The organism is Streptomyces sp. NPDC021115 (assembly GCF_044333065.1).
Lineage (GTDB): Bacteria > Actinomycetota > Actinomycetes > Streptomycetales > Streptomycetaceae > Streptomyces.
In genome coordinates this window covers 43,940-61,865 of sequence record NZ_JBIRQF010000017.1, presented here as the reverse complement: position 1 = coordinate 61,865, position 17,926 = coordinate 43,940, and the positions used below count along the sequence as shown (strand labels likewise).

General features: G+C 72.1%; 16 protein-coding genes and 2 pseudogenes. 4 read left to right on the top strand and 14 right to left on the bottom strand.

Annotated elements, in window-relative coordinates:
* Nucleotides 1-13: 13 nt before the first annotated feature.
* From ACH4TL_RS35330 to ACH4TL_RS35300, 7 genes are all read right to left on the bottom strand, one after another.
* Nucleotides 14-1,054, bottom strand: coding sequence for a glycosyl hydrolase 53 family protein (locus ACH4TL_RS35330; protein ID WP_398324622.1), 1,041 nt, complete (start codon nucleotides 1,052-1,054; stop codon nucleotides 14-16).
* Nucleotides 1,055-1,184: 130 nt separating this feature from the next.
* On the bottom strand, nucleotides 1,185-2,189 hold the full coding sequence (locus ACH4TL_RS35325; protein WP_398324619.1) for a hypothetical protein: 1,005 nt from the start codon (nucleotides 2,187-2,189) through the stop codon (nucleotides 1,185-1,187).
* 37 nt (nucleotides 2,190-2,226) lie between these two features.
* Complete coding sequence (locus ACH4TL_RS35320) at nucleotides 2,227-3,513, bottom strand: transporter (RefSeq protein ID WP_398324616.1); 1,287 nt, start codon at nucleotides 3,511-3,513, stop codon at nucleotides 2,227-2,229.
* Nucleotides 3,501-4,094 carry a hypothetical protein gene (locus ACH4TL_RS35315; protein ID WP_398324613.1) on the bottom strand — a complete coding sequence of 198 codons (594 nt, stop codon included), beginning with the start codon at nucleotides 4,092-4,094 and terminating at the stop codon, nucleotides 3,501-3,503. The genes ACH4TL_RS35320 and ACH4TL_RS35315 overlap by 13 nt, the downstream gene beginning before the upstream one ends.
* The gene (locus ACH4TL_RS35310) at nucleotides 4,091-6,223 is read right to left on the bottom strand and encodes a hydantoinase/oxoprolinase family protein (protein WP_398324610.1); all 2,133 of its coding nucleotides are present in this window, start codon (nucleotides 6,221-6,223) and stop codon (nucleotides 4,091-4,093) included. Before ACH4TL_RS35310 ends, ACH4TL_RS35315 begins: the two co-directional genes overlap by 4 nt.
* Before the next feature lie 51 nt (nucleotides 6,224-6,274).
* On the bottom strand, nucleotides 6,275-7,873 hold the full coding sequence (locus ACH4TL_RS35305; RefSeq protein ID WP_398324607.1) for an FAD-dependent oxidoreductase: 1,599 nt from the start codon (nucleotides 7,871-7,873) through the stop codon (nucleotides 6,275-6,277).
* Between the two features lie 53 nt (nucleotides 7,874-7,926).
* Complete coding sequence (locus tag ACH4TL_RS35300; RefSeq protein ID WP_398324604.1) at nucleotides 7,927-9,033, bottom strand: LacI family DNA-binding transcriptional regulator; 1,107 nt, start codon at nucleotides 9,031-9,033, stop codon at nucleotides 7,927-7,929.
* 84 nt (nucleotides 9,034-9,117) lie between these two features.
* On the opposite strand from ACH4TL_RS35300, the gene ACH4TL_RS35295 reads away from it, so the two are divergent.
* Complete coding sequence (locus tag ACH4TL_RS35295) at nucleotides 9,118-9,297, top strand: hypothetical protein (protein WP_398324601.1); 180 nt, start codon at nucleotides 9,118-9,120, stop codon at nucleotides 9,295-9,297.
* Here the strand turns inward: ACH4TL_RS35295 and ACH4TL_RS35290 are convergent.
* On the bottom strand, nucleotides 9,289-10,440 hold the full coding sequence (locus ACH4TL_RS35290) for an abortive phage infection protein (protein WP_398324599.1): 1,152 nt from the start codon (nucleotides 10,438-10,440) through the stop codon (nucleotides 9,289-9,291). The two genes, ACH4TL_RS35295 and ACH4TL_RS35290, sit on opposite strands and share 9 nt — an antisense overlap.
* Nucleotides 10,441-10,650: 210 nt before the next feature.
* On the opposite strand from ACH4TL_RS35290, the gene ACH4TL_RS35285 reads away from it, so the two are divergent.
* Complete coding sequence (locus ACH4TL_RS35285; RefSeq protein ID WP_398324596.1) at nucleotides 10,651-11,868, top strand: sensor histidine kinase; 1,218 nt, start codon at nucleotides 10,651-10,653, stop codon at nucleotides 11,866-11,868.
* 4 nt (nucleotides 11,869-11,872) lie between these two features.
* A complete protein-coding gene (locus ACH4TL_RS35280; RefSeq protein WP_398324593.1) occupies nucleotides 11,873-12,526 on the top strand; it encodes a response regulator in 654 nt (217 codons plus the stop codon).
* A gap of 32 nt (nucleotides 12,527-12,558) precedes the next feature.
* Here ACH4TL_RS35280 and ACH4TL_RS35275 read toward each other — a convergent pair whose 3' ends face one another.
* The 4 genes and pseudogenes from ACH4TL_RS35275 to ACH4TL_RS35260 all read right to left on the bottom strand — a co-directional run bounded on the left by ACH4TL_RS35275 (nucleotide 12,559) and on the right by ACH4TL_RS35260 (nucleotide 14,568).
* Nucleotides 12,559-12,981, bottom strand: a complete 423-nt coding sequence (locus ACH4TL_RS35275) for a spore-associated protein A (RefSeq protein WP_398324590.1) — start codon at nucleotides 12,979-12,981, stop codon at nucleotides 12,559-12,561.
* A gap of 90 nt (nucleotides 12,982-13,071) precedes the next feature.
* Nucleotides 13,072-13,287: a PLD nuclease N-terminal domain-containing protein gene (locus tag ACH4TL_RS35270; protein WP_398324587.1), complete on the bottom strand. Its 216-nt coding sequence runs from the start codon at nucleotides 13,285-13,287 to the stop codon at nucleotides 13,072-13,074.
* An 11-nt stretch (nucleotides 13,288-13,298) separates the two neighbouring features.
* On the bottom strand, nucleotides 13,299-13,928 hold the full coding sequence (locus ACH4TL_RS35265; protein ID WP_398324584.1) for a DUF3887 domain-containing protein: 630 nt from the start codon (nucleotides 13,926-13,928) through the stop codon (nucleotides 13,299-13,301).
* Nucleotides 13,929-13,972: 44 nt separating this feature from the next.
* A pseudogene (locus ACH4TL_RS35260) lies at nucleotides 13,973-14,568 on the bottom strand (LysR substrate-binding domain-containing protein).
* A 121-nt stretch (nucleotides 14,569-14,689) separates the two neighbouring features.
* Here ACH4TL_RS35260 and ACH4TL_RS35255 point away from each other — a divergent pair.
* Nucleotides 14,690-15,561: pseudogene (locus ACH4TL_RS35255) on the top strand (EamA family transporter); the annotation flags it as partial.
* 56 nt (nucleotides 15,562-15,617) lie between these two features.
* Here ACH4TL_RS35255 and ACH4TL_RS35250 read toward each other — a convergent pair.
* Entirely contained in the window at nucleotides 15,618-17,183 is a 1,566-nt protein-coding gene (locus ACH4TL_RS35250) for a carboxylesterase/lipase family protein (RefSeq protein WP_398324581.1), read from the bottom strand.
* 15 nt (nucleotides 17,184-17,198) lie between these two features.
* Nucleotides 17,199-17,837, bottom strand: coding sequence for a GPP34 family phosphoprotein (locus ACH4TL_RS35245; protein ID WP_398324578.1), 639 nt, complete (start codon nucleotides 17,835-17,837; stop codon nucleotides 17,199-17,201).
* Nucleotides 17,838-17,926: the final 89 nt, after the last annotated feature.

Sequence of the window (17,926 nt, the reverse complement as noted above, 5' to 3'; positions counted from 1 at the left end):
TATCCAGACGTGCTCAGAGGAAGCCGTCCATGGCCGCCGTGGGCCGTCGGCTGCTCTCGTCCCAGGCGGAGCTGTTGTAGCTGTTGAACGAGGGATAGCCCTCCGGCTCCCAGAAGAACGTGCCCAGACCACCGAAGCCCTGCACCCCGCTGACGAAGGCGCGCAGCGAATCCCGCACCTGGGTGGGTTTGCCCACCGGCCCTCCGTACTCCACCTGCATGACCGGCTTGCCGTAGCTGGACTGGATCGTCTTCATGTTCGCCAGCACACCGGGCACATTGCCGCCTTGTGCGTACGAGGACAGCCCGGTGATGTCCCACTTCCCGCCGTTGTCCCGATAGGCGTTGAGGAAGTTCTGGATGCTGGCCAGGTTCTGCGGCTGGGCCAGGTGCACCAGCACCGGGGTGCTCGGGAACACCTGCTTGGACATGTCGTACGCGGCGTTCAGCAGCCCCGTCATCTGGTTCGCGCGGCTTATGCTGCCGACCGGTTTGCAGATGCCGGAGTTGGTCTCGTTGCCGATCTTCACCCAGCCCGGTGTCACGCCGTAGTACTTGATGACGTTGCACGAGTGGTAGACGTAGTCGTACATGGCGTCGAGCATCTGGCTGTAGCTCATCCCGGCCCAGGCCGCGGGCGGATTCTGCACACCGACCGAGTTCCAGGTGTCGCCGAAGTGGAATCCGATGAGGACCTGCATCCCGGCATTCTTGGCCCGCTGTGCCAGCTGCGCGGTCTCCTCGATGCCGCAGTGCCCGTTGGCCGGGTCGCTGGAGGGGTTGACCCAGGTCCGCAGGCTGACCGCGGTGATCCCGTACCCCTTGAGGATGGTGAACAGGTCCTGCCGTGCTCCGGCACTGTTGTTCCAGTAGTACCCCCGCGCTTCCATCTGCGGCATCCAGCTGATGTCGGCGCCACGGACGAACGCCGCGGCCCGTGCCTGGGCGGGGGCGACACCGGCCCCGAGCGCCACCGCTCCGGCACCGGCGGCAGCGCCCAGCAGCACCGTCCGGCGGCGCACACCGTCCGGTCGTCGCTCATGCGCCTGTCTCATGTCCACTTCCAACCCTCTCTGCTCCAGGCGGGCACATGCGCATCACGAAGCAACAGTTTGCTGCGTCATGCTGAACGTTGAAGCGTCAAGTGTCAATGAAGACAGGCGAGTTGACCAGACGGGCGGGCGGTCAGGCCCGGGCCACCGCGATGGAGCCCTTGAGGCGTTCCCCCGCCTCGAACACCATGTAGGGCACTCCGCGGTCGGTGCCGAACGCGGGCGCCGCCGCCCTGCCGTTCTCGGGCGCCCCCGAGCGAGATTTGTAGAAGACGCCGAGGTGGCGACGGCGTGAGAAGTCCGCGCCCACCTCGGTGATCATGATGTCGCCGCCGCTCTCCTTGTCCTTGTTGTAGACCACGTACGCGGAACCGTTGCGCGTGAGCAGATGGGGGCCGCCGACGTTCACGGCGCCGACGTCCGAGTGGCGCACCAGCGGAGTCTGGTCGAAGGTCCAGTTCCGGCCGTCGGCGGACCAACCCCAGCAGATGTCACGGTGGTTGGTGGTGTTGTTCAGCATGAACAGCATCACGTAGCGGGCTCCGCGTGACGGCAGGTCGTGCCGGAAGACGCGGGCGTACGACGTCTCGGTGGTGCCCGAGGGCATCATCGACGTGGACAGGACGACCTTGTCGTACGTGAAGCGGACACCGTCCCGGGACCGGGCGAGCCGTGTCGTGGTGTTGCCGCCGTGGAAGTACAGCCAGAACTCCTTCAGGTCCGCGTTCCACATCACATGCGGCGAGGAGACATGATTGACCGAGTAGTGCCCGGCCCACTTGTTCGACACGATCGGGTTCGCCGGGTACTCCGTGAACGGACCCTCCAGCGAGTCCCCGTAGGCGAGGCAGATGCCGCCGGGCGCGTCGTGGGGCGCGTAGTAGAGGTAGTACCGGCCGAGCGGTGACGCCAGCTTGTCGTAGACGCCGCGCACGGTCGGGAAGATGATCTCGCCCGTCGGGTTGTACTTCAGCTGCGACGGCTTCAGCAGTGTCCGTACGTAGGTGTAGTCGGGGAAGCCACCGGGCGCGGCCGACGCGGACGGCGCCGACAGGCCGCCGAGGGTCAGCGCGGCGCCGGTGACGGCGGTCGCGCGCAGGAACATACGACGGTCCGGGCCGGACTGCGGCTCTTGCATGATCGGCTCCTTAGGTCGGTTCGCTGGTGAAGGGATGTCACAGGTAGGTCGCGGCGGTGACGCACAGACCACCGAACGCCACGGCCCACACATACGGCAGCGTCCGCACCATCACCTGCTGCGGTGAGACGCCCGCGTACTGGGCGGCCCACACCGTCTGGGTGCTGGTCGGGTCGGCGACGCCGAAGACCTGGTTGTACGAGGTGGCCATGCCGAGGACGGCGGTGGCCGGGTAGATGCCGGTGGCGATGAGGACGCTCGCGATGCCCGCGCCGAGGCCGAAGACGTTCAGCGGACCGCGGTACAGGCACAGCGGCACCAGCAGCGTGAACACCAGCACGAACAGCACCGCGTTCTGCGGACTGACCGCCTTGACCAGCGGCTCCAGCGCGTCGACGGCGCCGGGCAGCTTCACCGCGGCGAGCAGGATGCCGATCGCCACGAACAGTGTGACCGGGGCCGCCGCCACCTCGAAGCCGCCGTACAGGGTGCGCAGCAGGCGGCGGTTCATCTCCCGCGGCGGCGTGGTCGTCACCAGCGCGTACAACACCCCCGCCAGCAGCGAGGGGATGATGGCCACTTCGAAGCCGAGGGCCATCAGGAGCGGCACCCCCGGTGTGAGGAGCGCGTACCACGGGGCATCCCCGAGTGCCTGTCGGCGGCCGCGCGACCGCGGCTCCCGCCGCATCGACGCGAGCGACCACGTGTGCTCCACACCGCGCCGCCGCGACTCCACCAGGACGTACGCCACCGCCGCCACCAGCGCGAACGGGAACAGCTTCACCATGAAGCCGCGCACGGTGTCCACGGGCAGTTCCAGCGCCGTGGAGAAGAACTGCCACACCGGCAGCTCGAACGGGATGCCCACCGCGATTCCCATGAGGATCGTACCGGCGGCCGTCACCTTCGGGATGCCCACCGCGATCATGGCCGGGATCCCGATGAGCCCGGCGAGCATCGCCGCGGGCGCGGACCCCGTCACCGTGCCCACCAGGGCCGACACCGCGAGCACGCCGAGCGCCACGAACACCGGCCGGTCGCCGCCGAATTCGACGATCTTACGGACCAGGGTGCCCGCGATGCCGGTCTCCTCCAGGAGCTTGCCGAGCCACGAACCGAGCAGGATCGCGATCATCGTGGCCGCCAGCGCGGGCGCACCCTCCTGGAGCACCGTGTCGAACACGCTGTTCTTCCCGGTCAGCGGCGCGCCCGCGGCGAACGCGATCGCCACGGCGAGCAGCACCAGCGCGAACGCGGTGGGCAGCCTGCGGGTGAGCATGGCGGCGACGCCCACCGCCATGAGGAGCAGAATCACGACACCCATCGATCACTTCTCGCTTTCGGACGTCTTTCGCTTTCGGAACACGCGGCGGCCAGCGCCTCGGTGAGCAGCAGGGGGCTGCGGCCCAGGCCGCAGGTGGCGCGGGCGTAGGCGTGCGCGGCCAGCTCGTCGGCGCCCGCGACATGCGCGTACAGGCGGCGCCGTCCGAGCCGCAGGGCGGTGTGGCCCAGCGCCCGCTTGAACTCGGCCCGCACGGGCGCGTGATGGAGCCAGGCGTGCGCCTGCTCATGGGCGAGGGCCGCGGCCAGCACCGATCCTGCGGGGAACCAGCGCCGCCAGCCACGCTGGGCGATGAGCCGTTCGGCGCGGTCGACCGTGTCGACGTACACCTCGACCACCGGCGGCCGCGACCGGTACCGGGCCAGCAGCCCGGCGGCGAGCCCGCCGTCCCGCTCGACCACCCGGACCGGCGCCGGATCGGGGGCCATACGTCGCCCGAACTCCTCGGCCGCCTCGGCCCATCGGCGCAGGACCAGCGGATCGCGGCCCTCGTGCGTGGGCGTCCCCGAGAGAAAACGCACGGCCAGGTCCACGTCGTGGTCGAGGGCGTGGTCGCCGCTCATGCGCGGGACTCCACGACCGCCACCACCGGCTCGTCGGCCGCACGCGCACGCAACTCGCCGCGGGCCAGCGCGAGCAGGGCCCCGGGGTCGAGCACACCGGACAGATCCGCGATCCGGCCGCCCACCAGCAGACGCACCGCGGGCGCCCGCACCCCGCCGTCGCCGTACGAGGTGGCGTCCCGTACCAGCGCGGCCAGCGCCTCGCCCGCCGCGCCCACGGTCGTCGTCCTCACCCGCGCGTCGGACACCCCGAGCCGCACCACCCCGTCCGCGTCCACGACCCGCACCGGCCGGCGATGGGCGCGCATCCGGCGCCGCACCTCCGTGCCGTACACCGTGTACGCGTCCGTGCTGGCCAGGATCCTCACCCGCGTCTCCTGCGCCTTGAGGCTCGTGGCGGCCGCGCGCAGCCGCTCGGCGTCATCGGCGCGGTGCGCCCGGTCCTGGCTGCGCAGTTCGGTCGCTCCGGTGGCGACGGCCCGTACGGTGCTGGTCTGCGGGTCGACCGTCACCTCGACCTCGACGCCCTCGGCAGTGGCGCCCTGCGCGACGACCGCGCGCTCGGCCTCGGCCCGTACGGCGAGGATCTGCTCCTGGGTGGCCCCGGGGATGATCCGCTCCACCTGCTCACGGACCAGCGCGAGCGCCACCCCGATCGGGCTGATGACCTCGTTGTGCCGGGCGATGCGTCCTTCCAGACCGGTGGCCCGGGCCAGGTGCGGGGTCACCGCCGCCGCTCCGCCACCGCCGCCCACCAGGACGGCGGTCTCCCGGCCGAGCCGGTAGTCGCGGATCATCGCGTCCACGACCGTCCTCACCGACGCGGTCCCCGCGTCCAGCACGGTCCGCGCCGCGCCCGCCACGTCCATGCCGAGCAGGGCGGCCAGCGGGGCGAGCGCCGCGTGCGCCACCTTCGGATCACAGCGTGCGAAGTCGCCCTCGGGGACCCGGCCGAGCGCGTTCGCCGCGCAGGTCATCGTCACGGCGAACCGGCCGCCCTCCGCGTTCAGCACCACGTAGTCGTCGGGGTCGCCGTCCATCGGCCGTACCGTGGTGACCTTCGCGTCCCGCAGCTCGTCGAGCGAGGCGAAGCAGGCGTAGGGAATCCCGGCGATGTGCGCGCTGCGCGGACCGACGCCCGTGACCTTCCCGCCCAAGACCCGCACCATGGACCCGCCACCGACGCCGACGGTGCGCACATCCAGGGCGCTCAGGTACGACCTCTTGCCGAGGATCGTCGCGTGCCGCACCGCCACCTTGCCGCGCCGCACCACGCTGACGTCCGTCGACGTGCCGCCCGTCTCCAGGAACACTCCCTCGCTGATCCGCTCCCGCATCAGCGCGCCCGCCACACCCGCCGCCGGCCCCGACAGGACTGTCAGCAGCGGGCGGCGCCGCATCTCGTCCAGCGACATGACACCGCCGTCGCACCGCATCACCATCAGCGGTGCCGTTACTCCGGCCTTGGTGATGGCGGAGTCGACGAGATCGGCCGTGACCAGCATGCGCGGCAGGATCGCCGCGTTCACCACGGCGGTACGGGTCCGCTTGTGCAGCCCGTACAGCGAGGTGATCTCGTGTGCCGCCGCGCCCGGCAGCCCCGTGGCCCGCGCCACCTCCAGCACGGCCCGCTCCCCTTCGGGCCGGTCCACCCCGAACGGCTCGGTGGCGACGAGGACGTGGGCACCCTCCTCCCGTACGCGGTTCACGGCGGCCCGCACCGCGTCGCTGTCGAACGGGTCCGCCACATGCGCGTACGCCAGCGGAAGCCGCTTGCCCGGGGCGAGTTCCAGCTTCCCGAACGCCGCCAGGCGCCGGGTGAGCACGGCACCCGCCCCCGTGCCGATCCCGATGAGCCCGACCTTCGCCACATCGCCCTCCAGGAGCGCGTTGGTGGCCTGGGTCGTGCCGTGCGCCAGGAACATGACGTCGGCCGGGGTGCGACCGACCTGTCCGAGGAGACGGTCGAGCGCCCGGACGATGCCGTGTGCGACACCGTCCTCATGGTGGTGGCTGGTGGGCACCTTCACCTGGCCCACCAGTTCGAGTGTCGCGGCATCGACGGCCACGGCGTCCGTGAACGTGCCGCCCACGTCGATACCGACGCGGACGCGACGGTCAGGGCACATGTCAGGCACCTCCTTGTGCGTTGACATACGTATGTCGCTGAAGGGAGCCGGTCAGTAGCCGCGGACGTCGGGCCAGCGCCTCTGCACGCCCGCCCGGTCCAGCACCCGGCCGAACTCGTCGAACCGCTTGTCCTCCGCCTGCACCTGCTGCGGCTCCACGTCCTGGTCCAGGCAGTGCGCGGCGAGCGCGCCCGCGACCTCGCCGATGTTCCATTCCACGGGGTGCAGGCGGTAGCAGCCGTTGGTGATGTGCGTCGTGCCGATGTTCTTGCCCGCGGGCAGCAGGTTCCGCACCCGGCACGGCACCATCGCGCCCAGCGGGATCTCGAACGGCACCGAGCCGATGTCGATGTAGGTGTCGCCGCCCGTCGAGGGGTGCAGATCGATGCGGTAGCCCCCGACGCCGACCGAGTCCCGGTAGTGCTTGGTGCCGTACGGCCCCACGGCGTCGATGGCCACATCCTGCTCGACGACGGTCGTCACCGCCTTGATGCGCCGCGACTCGCGTACGTAAGGCGCCTTGGCGAGTCCGTCCGCCGTGCCCGTCACATCGGGGCGGATACGCAGCCCGGGGAACCCGGTGCCGCCGTCCGCCCGCGGCGCCTCGGTCTGCAGCCAGTACAGGACGGACAGCGACAACTCCCGTGCCTCGCGCAGCGCTTCGGCCTCCTGGCCGACGTAGGGCTTGCGCCAGTAGTCGTTCAGGGGCCAGTTGACCAGCGTGATGTCCGAGCCGAAGGCGCCGGGCCGGTGCAGCTTGCGGGCCAGGATCCGGCGGAAACCCCACAGCTCCTTGTCCCCGGCGTCCGCGCTCTGGTCCGCGTGCACGGCCAGCGGATCCTGCTCGGGGTTGGGCGCGAACGTGCGTGGGACGGGCTCCAGGGTCCGCGGGTCGGGAGCCTCGAACCCGAGCAGCGGACCCGGCCAGAAGCCGGGGCGGTACGCGCGCCAGAAGCCGTACCCCTCGGGCCGGTCGATCGTGTGGTCCTCGCCCTCGTGGTGCGAGAGCGCGAAGCACACCGTGATGCCCTGCTGGTTGCCGGGCTGCGCCCGGGCGGGGGCGTGCGGCTCCCCGAACTCGTCGTGCGACTCGGCACCGCTCCCGTGTTCCACACCGGCCAGCTCCAGCAGCTCACCGGTCTCGGTGGCGTCGATGACGTACGGTGCCGCGAAGGTGCGCGAGGCGCCACCGCGCAGGTCGCGCACCGTGACGGCGGTGATGGCATCGTTGTCGTGCTCGGCGGAGACGGCCCGGTGCTCGGTCAGGACGGTCAGCAGCCCGGCGGCCCGGTGCGGCGCGAGCATCGCCTCCAGGACGGCGAGCGCGACGCGCGGCTCATGGCACAGTTTGCTGACACGCCCGGCGCCCGGGTTGAGCTCGGTGAGCCCGAGCGCCTCGCCGCGCAGCGGATACCACTGCCGGTAGTAGGCCCGGATGCCCTCGCGCAGGGCCCGGTACGTCGCCGTCGTGCCGAACCGTTCCACCCACGGGTGCTCGTCCGGCGGCACGGCCTGCGCGGTCAGCTGCCCACCGATCCAGTCGGTCTCCTCGGTCATCACGACGCGTCGGCCCGCCCGGCAGGCCGCGAGTGCCGCGGCGACGCCGCCGAGGCCGCCACCGACGATCAGGATATCTGGCTGGGGTACCACGGTGCTCCTCGTAGTCGTGACGGAACTGCGAGCTGCAGTACGGGAGTTGATCGCTAACGTGGCGCCGCGGGCGGGCCCGCCGTCTCGCCGGTGCGGAACTCGCAGGCCACCAACGGCTCCCGCGCCTCCTCGCCCGCCACGAGCGCGGCGAGCAGCCGGACCGCCGCGGCGCCCAGCCGGTGCCGGGGGATGTCGAACCCCATCGGCACGGGCCCCGCGGCGAGGTCCGCGGGCGGGCTCCCGAGCAGCCCCAGCGAGACATCGCCCGGGCAGGTGAGTCCGGCCTCCCGTACGGCACCGTTCAGCGCCCGCCACGCCGCCCCCGTGTCCGTCTCCTCGGCCACGAACGCGGTCACCCCGTCCGCGACCAGGGTCCGCACCCGCTGCGCCGTCAGCTCGCCCGCCGGATCGGCGCAGCGCAGCACCGCGCCGGGCCCGTCCGCGAGGCCCGCGTCCGCCAGGCCGTCCTCGAAGCCCCGCTGCCGGTCCGTGGACGGGGGAGCGTCGTCGTCCTCCCGTACGAGCACGATCCGCCGGTGCCCCAACTCGGCCAGATGGGCGACGACTTGACGGCTGGCGCTCACATAGTCGGCGCCGACCCAGGCCAGCCCCTCCAGTTCCTCACGGCGGCCCAGATGCACCACCGGAAACCCGTCGGCGACGAGCCGCTTCAGCTCGGCGCGCGGTACGTGGCGGCCGAGGAAGAGACACCCGTCGGCCAGCCGGACCCGGCTCAGCGCGGCCGGGCCGACGGCGCCCGCGCCACCGGTGCTCGACCCCGTGAACAGCACCAGGTCGTAGCCCAGGGCGGCCGCCTCCTGCTCCACACCCACCAGGAACGGGTAGTACGAGTGCTGGACGTCGGTCGGGAACGTGGCGGTGAAGCTGAAGACGCCGAGCAGGTTGTTGCGGGCCGCCGCCAGCCGCCGGGCCGCCGGGTCCGGCACATAGCCGAGACTGCGGGCCGCGTCGAGGACGCGCTGCCGGGTCTCCTCGGAGATGGCCGCCGCCCTGCCGTCGACGCGCGCCGACAGCACCAGTGACACCGTCGCCTGGGACACTCCGGCGAGCCCGGCCACCTCCGCCTGCCGCGGCCGTGACGTACGGCTCGCGGGCGCCGGGTTCCGTCCCGGTTTCGGCCGCTTCTTCGGCTGCTCCACTCCTGAGGCCCCCTCGCTCGCCGAGCTGTTAATGCGCATTAGTAATGCGCATTAACGCACGCGGCGTCAAGAGGAAGGGCGGGGTTGCCAGATGCGCTCGGCGGCAGCCCGAAGCCCTTCGTGGCGGCCTTGCTGCTGGACTGGACGGGCTCACCCTGGAGCATCGCCGGTCTGCTGGCGGCCGCGTACGTCCTGAGCCTGGTGCTGATCGCCCGCACACCGGAGACCAAGGACGTGGACTTCCACGGCACACGGTCAGGGTGATCCGGGCGACGGCCGTCGGCGGGCGTACGCGCCCGCCAGGGCCGTGAACGATTCCTTGGGCTCCCAGTGCCAGGGGGAGTCCGGATCCGCCGGACGGTCCCGGATCACCTTCACCAGGCTGTAGCTGGCCATGTCCAGATCGAGTCGCCGCTCGCTGCGGTGCGGGGCGTCGGGCGTGACGAAGGTGTACGCCATGGCCGCGTACAGGTTCAACGACTCGAACACCTCGAACACATCCGTCAGGTACGCGGCCTGCGTGCGCTCGCTGCGCACCAGCCCCTCCTTCACCCGAGGTGGCGTCGTGGTGTAGTCGACGACGTCCCAGCCCATGCCGCCCAGACGCGGTGCGCCCTCGAAGGTGCAGCAGCCGAACTCGGTGATCGCGAGCGGTTTGCCGTGCCGCTGGTACCTGCGCAGCTCGCGGAGGTGTCCGGCGCGGTTCGGATACCAGCCGTAGTAGTCGATGCACACCAGGTCGAACAGGTCCCAGTCCACGTCCTCGTCCTGCGCGGCCCCGTACGACAGGGGCCCGCGGAAGACCGAGCGGCCGACCGCGGCGGCCCGCGCGGTGAAGCGGCGCAGCCGCCGGGCCGTCTCGACCGGGTCGTAGTTGCCCTTGACCAGGTTGTCGATCCGTTCGGCCGCGGTGGCGCCGGGCACGATCCCGGGCACGAACAGCAGGAACTCACAGCCCACGTTCAGATGCACCCGAACTCCCTGGCGGCGCAGCCGTTCGGCGAACCGTCCGGTCTCCGCGAGGTGGTCGAGGATGTCCCGGGCAGGCACATCCCCCAGGGTCGGCTCCAGCCATACGCGCAGACCGCGCTCGGCCGCCTCGGCCGCGGTACGGGTGAGCCGTTCGACGCCGTCGCCGGTGACCTTCACCGTGTCGGCGTGCAACTCGTCGCGGATCGCCCGCAGATCGGCCCGGGTACGTTCCGCGTTCCACGCCGTGGCCGCCGTTTCGCCCGCCCCTACTTCGTAGACGACCCCGCGATATCGCACCCCGCCGAACCCCGCGTCCCGCGCCCGCCGGTGGTGTCGCCCCGCCGCGGCCGCGTGCCCGGCGGGCAGCGCCGTGCCGACGGCGACGGCCCCCGCGAGCTGTAGAAACCGTGCCCTGCTGACCTGAGCTGCGCCCATGTCCGTCTCTCCCGTCTTCCGGATGGAAAACAGCCTGAACGGGTCACCGGAGCGCGCACCATTCGCCGATGGGCCACCACGAGACTGCCGGACGACCCGCCGCCGCCGTACGGAAGTCCCGGCCGGCGCCACCCGCCTCCGCCAAGTGGCCAAGACGATCCGGCCGATGGGCCGATGTGCCGCACCCGGCGGCCCGCATACCCTCCTGCCATGACCGACGGCCCCGACCTCGCCCTCCCGCCCGGTCGCGCCTGGCGTGCCTGGCGCGACCGGGCGGTGGACACGGCGCTCTTCAGCGCGGCCGTCCTCCTCGGCATGGTCGTCCTCGGCGTGGTGAAGGAGCAGGGCGATCTGCCGGGGTGGGCCGCGGACGTGGACCCGCTGCTGGGGCTCGTGGCCTGCCTCGCGCTGTGGTGGCGGCGCCGTCACCCGCTCGCCGTGGCCGTGATCGGGCTGCCCGCGGTGGCGCTGGCGACCAGCGCCCTGCCCGCGGGCGCGGTGATCGTCACCAACATCGCCCTCCGGCTCCGCTGGCGGCAGGCTCTGCTGACGCTCGGGGCGTACGCGCTGCTCATGACGCCCTCCGGCCTGCTGCTGTCGGGCACGGCCGACGACCTGTGGCTCGACGCCGCGTTCTCGCTGGCCTACCTCCTGGCCGCCTTCGCCACGGGCCACGCCCTGCGCTCCCGGCGGCTGCTCGTCGAACGGCTGCGCGCGGACGCCGCCCGGGCCCGTGCCGAACACGAGCGACGGCTCGCCGACGCCCGCCGCGGCGAACGCCAGGCCATCGCCCGCGAGATGCACGACGTGCTGGCACACCGCATCTCCCTGCTCTCCGTCCACGCGGGCGCGCTCGCCTACCGCACCCGGCAGGCGGAGGCGGGCGCCGGACCCGCGCTCGACAGCGCCGAGGTCGCCGAGAGCGCCGAGGTGATCCGGGGCAACGCACACGAGGCCGTGGAAGAGCTTCAGGACGTACTGCGCCTGCTGCACGCGGAGGACGGCGGCGAGCCGATGTCGCTGCTGCCCCGCATCGAGGACATCGACGCTCTCGTCGCGGACGCCCGCGCCACCGGCCAGCCCGTGGACTTCCGCACCGAGCTGACCGCCGACGCCGTACGCGACCTGCGGTCCCCACTGCACCGCACCGTCTACCGCGTGACCCAGGAGGGCCTGACCAACGCCCGCAAGCACGCGCCCGGTACCCCCGTCCGCGTAGCGCTGGCCGGAGGCCCGGGCGACGGCCTCACGGTGGAGATCCGCAACGCCCTGCTCGCCACCCCCGGCACCGGCGACGCGATCCCGGGCACCGGCACCGGTCTCACCGGACTCGCCGAACGCGTCCGGCTCGACGGCGGCACCCTCGGCCACACCGCCGCCGACGGCACCTTCACGCTGCGCGCCCGGCTACCGTGGCCCGCGAGGTGACGCGATGATCCGAGTGCTGCTGGCCGACGACGACCCCTTGGTGCGGACCGGGCTGAAGATGATGCTGCGCGGCGCGGACGGCATGGAGGTCGTCGGGGAGGCGGCCGACGGCGGCCAAGTGGCCGCCGCCGTCCGCGAACACCAGCCCGATGTGATCCTGATGGACATCCGGATGCCCGTCATGGACGGCCTCGCCGCCACCCGGGCCCTCACCCGCCCCGGCGCGCCGTCCCCGCGGGTGATCGTGCTGACCACCTTCGACGAGCACCGGCTGGTCGTAGCGGCGATGCGCGCCGGCGCCGCCGGATACCTCGTCAAACACGCCGCGCCCGAGGACATCGTGGAGGCGGTACGGCGCGCCGCCCGCGGCGAGCCCGCCCTGTCACCGTCCGCCGCGCGGGCACTCATGGAACACGCGGCGACGGAACCGGACGACCGGGCCGAACGCGCCCGTCAGCGGCTCGCATCCCTCACCTCACGGGAGCGCGAGGTGGCCGAGGCGGTCGCCGAAGGGCTGTCCAACGCCGACATCGGCAACCGCCTGCACCTGTCCGTCGGCACGGTCAAGGCCCACCTCTCCAGCGCCCTGGTCAAGCTGGGCCTGGACAACCGTGTCCAGCTCGCCCTCCTCGCCCATGACGCCCACCCGCGGAGCTGACCGTCTGACCGTACGGCCGTACCGGCTCCCGGTCAGCCGCAGTGACCGGTGCCCTTCGTGGAATAGGTGGTGATGCCGCCTTCCCAGGTGACGCACTGCCCAGGGGCGTGAAGGTAGACGGGCCCGGCGTAGGTCGTGAACCGGCCGCTGTCGGTCGCCTTCCCCTCCAGTTCGGAGCTGAGCGAGGCGAACATGTACACCGGCGCCCCAGCGCTGGCGCGCACGGTGACCACACAGTTCTCGCCGGTCGTCTTGTTGTACGTCAGGAACGTGGTGCCCAGGTTCTCCATGTCGGCGGAGTCGATGACCTTGTGTCCGGCGCCACAGGCCCCGTTGTACTTCGCGACCGGCCCGACCGACTCCGTCGCGGACGCGGGCCCGGCAAGGGCGAGAGTGCTGCCCCCGACGACGGTGGCGATGGCCGTGATGATGGCTGTACGGCGTGCGAGCTTCATGGGTTCCCCTCGTTCATGTGGTCCGTATGGGGTGAGACCAGATGACCGCCGGGTTGGTTGTGGCCACGTCGCGTCACAGTTCTGTAAGGGCTATCGGTCTTCGCTCCGTCCGAACCTCACGTAGGCGATGAGCCCCAACACGTTCCCGAATGCGCAGATGGCCAGCCATGCCTGGGCGGACAGACTCCGGGTGTTCGGGTGCCGGGAGACGTCGATCATGCAGTAGACGGCGGGGATGAGGGCCACCAGCGGTACGATCGCCGCCCAGATCGGCGGTGACGAGGAGCTGAGGGAGTCGGTGAGCACGGGAGCGCCTTTCACGGGGTGTCGGGCGGAACGATGACGAGCCCGGCGACCTTCTCGTCCGTGTCGAACGCGACCCGGGCCTTCATGTCGCCGGCCTCGTAGCGCAGCGGAATGTCGACGACCGTGTGGTCGCCGATGCGCCGGACGAACGGATCGCCCTCAGCGAAGCCCTCGAACGCCCCGACCAGGCCGGTGATCGAAGCGAGGCCGCTGCCCCGCACCTCGTCGGTGAACGCCTCCAGCACCTGGGCGTTGAAGGACTGCCTCGCTTCGTCCATGCGGCCGTCGAGGACATCCGTGACGATCTTGGTGGCGCGTTCCGCGGCGTCGGTCATGTGCACTGTCTTGTCCATGGGTTCTCCCGTTCGCGGGTCGATGGGCTTCCCGAACCGCTGGAAGGCGGCTTGCCGGGTGACTCCCAGCAGGTCGCCGATCTCCTGCCAGGTGTGACCGGCGTCGCGACACTGCTGCACGCACAGCTTCAGCAGCTGTTCGGCCACACCGGCCACGCTCTGGGAGCGTCGGACCAGGCCGAGGTAGGCGGGCGAGGCCAACGGGCTGGCCAACGACGCGGCCAGGGCCGAGGCATCTTCGGCCAGCGAGGCGCTGAGGGCGGCGAGAGTCGGCGGAGAATCGGCCATATGTAAAGGCTGCCTTTACAAGGGACCCGATGTCAAGGATTCCTTTACGCCGGTGATCTGACCCCGAGGACATCGAGCAGCGCCTGCGTGGCCGGGCTGGGATGGACTCTGCTCCACGCCAGATACTCGACGCGACGCGGCCCGTCGACCACCGGGACCAGCTCCAGCTGCGGGTCGTCGGCGGCCAGCGGCCGGATGAACGCGGACGGCAGCAACGCGATGCCGAGCCCGCGCACGATCAGCCGGGTCAGGCCACGTCCGCCTCGTACGCGACATCGCGGGTCAGACCCGCGGCCGCGAACGCCTGGTCGGACTGGGCCCGGCCCGGTGACCCGTCCCTGAAGTCCACGAACGTCTCCTCGGCGACCTCGTGCAGCATGACCAGGGAAGCGCCCGCGAGCCGGTGCCCGGCCGGTACCACCAGCACATGCTCGTCATGATCGAGAACGATGGCTTCCACACCAGCCGGACGGTCGCCCTCCGGCAGACCGAGGAAGCCGATGTCCAACTCTCCGTTCCGGATCGCCACGGCCAGTTCGTCGCTGCTTCCGGCACGGAGGCTGACACGGACGTCCGGGTACCGGGCGCGGTACCGCTGCAGCAGTTCGGGGACGTCGATGGCGGCCGTGGTCCTGATCATGCCGACGCCGAGTCGGCCGCGTACCACGCCGGCTGCCGCCGCGGCGTCGGCGACCGCGCAATCGGCGGCGGCCAGGCACTCGCGGGCGCCGACGAGAAAACGTCACGTCGAGACTCCTCACTTGGACACCTCGACCGAACGGTCACCGGGCCCGCTGCTGCCCTCATCCGCTCAGCGGGCGGCAACAGTCGCGCTGACCGCGCTCGCCCCCGCCTCCTGGGGCACCACCTATGTCGTGACGACGGAACTGCTCCCGCCCGGGCATCCGTTGTTCGCCGGGCTGCTCGCACTGGCGATCACCCGGGTGCTCCCGCGCGGGAACTGGTGGTGGAAGGCCGCCATCCTCGGCGTACTCAACATCGGCGGGCTTCCCCTGCTGTACCTGGCGGCCGAACGACTCCCCGGCGGTGTCGCCGCCACCCTCAGCGCCGCTCAGCCGCTGCTGGTCGCCGGCCTGGCCGCAGCGGTGCTCCACGACCGGCCGACGGCCTGGCGCCTGACCTGGGGCGTGCTCGGCGTGACCGGCGTCGGACTCGTCGTGCTCGGACCCGGGGCCCGGCTGGACACCGTCGGAGTGCTCGCCGGCCTCGTCCATACGGCCGCCATGGCGGGCGGGATCGTCCTCACCAGACGCTGGGGCCGCCCGACCGGCGTCGGGCCACTGACACTGTGGCCGGCTGGCAACTGACGGCCGGTGGCCTGCTGCTGCTCCCGCTCACCGTCGCGATCGAAGGCGCGCCACAGCGCATCGATGCCGGAGCCGTCGGCGGCTACCTGTGGCTCGGCAGCATGGGCGGGCTGATCGCGTACACGCTGTGGTTCCGCGGGATCGGAAAGCTGCCGGTCGGCGCGTCCGCACCGCTGGTGGTGCTGTCTCCGCTGGTCGCGACCGTCATCGGCATCGCGCTGGGGGAGTCGCTGAACCTGCCGCAGACGCTGGGCTTCGTCCTCGCCCTGGCCGCCATGCTGGCCGCACAGCTCAAAGCCCCCAACCGGACCGCGCGGCCCAGTAAACGGCACAGCATCGCGACCCGCGCTGATCGCACCGGTCACCCGACGGCGTCCCAGAACGCGCAGTGGTGGCGCAGCCGTGCCGTGCGGGTGGGGACGATGTGGTCCGGCGCCAGGGACAGCACCGTCTGCCGGGGCCAGCGCGGCGACGACGGGCCGTTCGGGTTTGCGGTACGGGCGAAGCGCGTCCAGTAGTCGATCATGGCATCGGCCAGCCGGTGCTGCGCCGCGGTCAGATCACGGGGGCGGCCGCCCAGGTCGAACAGGTAGGGCAGTTCGCTCGCGTGCGGCGCGCCGAGCGGGAACGGCGGCGTGCCCGAGGTGAGCGGCGGTGCGTGTTCGTCGGCGAACTCGTAGCGCCATACGGGCACATGGGCGGCGAGCAGGCCGACGGCGCGTGCCGTCGGGCAGGCGAAGTTCGCGTCGCCGATGACCGCGCCGAACACCGGGCCACCGTCCGCGCCGTACACCGGGTACTCGCGGACGATGGCCTTCGCCTGTCCCGGGGAGTCGAAGAAGGAGGCCACGACATCGGGCCAGGTGTCGGGAGTGACGGGATGGCCCGCCTGGATGATCCCGGCGGCCCAGCCGTTCCCCTCGTCGTGGTTGTCCCCGATGAGTACGGGGACGCGGTGGAAGCGGCCCGCGGCGATCGCCGCCGCGGGATCGCTCGGCAGCAACGGGGTGGCGTGAGCTGGCTGTTGATCGGTGTCCTGGGCCGCGAGCAGACGGGAGACGTTCACCCGCCGCAGACAGGCCAGGACATCGCGGGCGGAGCCGCAGCCGGCCTTCGCGGCGAGGTCCGCGCCCGTCGCGCGCGCCGCGGACAAGGGGACGGAGGACGGGGCGAACGGCCGGTCGGGGCGGCCCGTGCACGGGCCGCTCTCGATGATCGCCCGTTCGAAGAGCCCCGCGGCGGCGGGTGAGGCGAGCTGGGCGCAGACGCTGTAGCCGCCCGCTGACTCGCCGGCCAGCGTCACGTTGCGCGTGTCGCCGCCGAAGGCACCGACCTCGGCGCGGACCCAGCGCAGCGCCGCCTGCTGGTCCGCCAGACCGAACGTGCCGGATCCGGGCAGCCCGCTGTGCGCGACGAAACCGAGCGCCCCGAGGCGGTAGTTGACGGTGACGACCACGACGTCACCGCGGGTGGCCATGCGATGGGCGTCGTACGAGCTGCCCGCACCGGTGGTGAAGCCGCCCCCGTGCAGCCACACGATCACCGGCCGCGGGCGCGCCGGTCCCGCGCCGTCGGGCGTCGTGACGTTCAGGTGGAGACAGTCCTCGTCGGTGCTGCCGCCGGGCACCTCACCGGCCGGCTGCGGGCAGGCGCTCGCGGGCCGGATCGCATCCCGCACCCCGGACCAGGGCGCCGCGCGGTGGGGCGGCGCCCAGCGCAGCCTGCCCACCGGGGGCGCCGCGTAGGGGAGGCCCTCGAAGGTGCGGTAGCTGTCGTGGGCGGCGCCCCGTACGAGGCCGTCATGGGTGCGCACCACCGTGGCGGCGGCGGTCCTGGCGGGCTCTGTCGGCGGCGCCGCGGACCAGGCCGTGACAAGCACGGCGGTCACGGCGCAGCCCAGGGCGGTCAGGAAGCGGTGCATGCTCATCAACTCCCCATCCGGTCAGCTGCCGCCCATGCCGCCCTGCGCGGCGACCATGGTCACCGGCAGAGCGCGTACGGCCTTCTCCAACCCGGGCGCGAGGGCGGCGAGACGCCCCGCGCAGGCGTCGATACGGACCCGGAAGGTCTTCTGGTCCTGCCGTGACAGAACCGAGCGGATGCCACCCGCCGCGGCCAGCGCCAGCAGCACGGCGTCGGCTGCGGGGATCTCCCGCACGGGCCCGTCCCCGTGCAGCGCCGCGGACACGCGGGCGCGGAGTGCGGCGGGTACAGCGCGGTCCGTCACGGTCAGCCGCCGGGTGCCGAAGCGGGTCCGGGGCGCCTTCACGGCGAGGAGCCCCGCCGCGATGAGCCGGTCCTCCACCTCCATCAGGGTCCGCTTCCGGTGGCGGCGCACGAGGTGCTTCCAGCCGTGCCCGGCGGTGGCGTCGCGCAGCACGCCGTCCAGGACAGGGTCGCCGGTCGGCTCCGTACCGGACACGGTCACCGTGCCGCCGTCCTCTCCCAGCCGACCGCGCGACGCGAGGTCGACGAGGGCGGCGGCGCGGACCAGCAGCTCCGTCCGGGAACGGTCGTAAGGGCCTTCGGCCGCGTCGTCGTGGGCGAGCAGATACATGAGGCATACCAGGTCGTCGATCACCCTCCGACGCTATGGCCGGGTACCCCGGCCACGGATCGGCCGCGGGAACGGACCGGCACTGGGAACACAGGAGGACCGCGGCCCGGCCT

What these genes read in the sequence shown, in the direction of transcription:
- ACH4TL_RS35285 (WP_398324596.1), top strand. Translation starts at nt 10,651, where the DNA reads ATGACCGACGGCCCCGACCTCGCCCTCCCGCCCGGTCGCGCCTGGCGT.
- ACH4TL_RS35265 (WP_398324584.1), bottom strand. Translation starts at nt 13,928, where the DNA reads ATGGCCGATTCTCCGCCGACTCTCGCCGCCCTCAGCGCCTCGCTGGCC.
- ACH4TL_RS35275 (WP_398324590.1), bottom strand. Translation starts at nt 12,981, where the DNA reads ATGAAGCTCGCACGCCGTACAGCCATCATCACGGCCATCGCCACCGTC.
- ACH4TL_RS35250 (WP_398324581.1), bottom strand. Translation starts at nt 17,183, where the DNA reads ATGAGCATGCACCGCTTCCTGACCGCCCTGGGCTGCGCCGTGACCGCC.
- ACH4TL_RS35280 (WP_398324593.1), top strand. Translation starts at nt 11,873, where the DNA reads ATGATCCGAGTGCTGCTGGCCGACGACGACCCCTTGGTGCGGACCGGG.
- ACH4TL_RS35310 (WP_398324610.1), bottom strand. Translation starts at nt 6,223, where the DNA reads ATGTGCCCTGACCGTCGCGTCCGCGTCGGTATCGACGTGGGCGGCACG.
- ACH4TL_RS35330 (WP_398324622.1), bottom strand. Translation starts at nt 1,054, where the DNA reads ATGAGACAGGCGCATGAGCGACGACCGGACGGTGTGCGCCGCCGGACG.
- ACH4TL_RS35320 (WP_398324616.1), bottom strand. Translation starts at nt 3,513, where the DNA reads ATGGGTGTCGTGATTCTGCTCCTCATGGCGGTGGGCGTCGCCGCCATG.
- ACH4TL_RS35325 (WP_398324619.1), bottom strand. Translation starts at nt 2,189, where the DNA reads ATGCAAGAGCCGCAGTCCGGCCCGGACCGTCGTATGTTCCTGCGCGCG.
- ACH4TL_RS35315 (WP_398324613.1), bottom strand. Translation starts at nt 4,094, where the DNA reads ATGAGCGGCGACCACGCCCTCGACCACGACGTGGACCTGGCCGTGCGT.
- ACH4TL_RS35290 (WP_398324599.1), bottom strand. Translation starts at nt 10,440, where the DNA reads ATGGGCGCAGCTCAGGTCAGCAGGGCACGGTTTCTACAGCTCGCGGGG.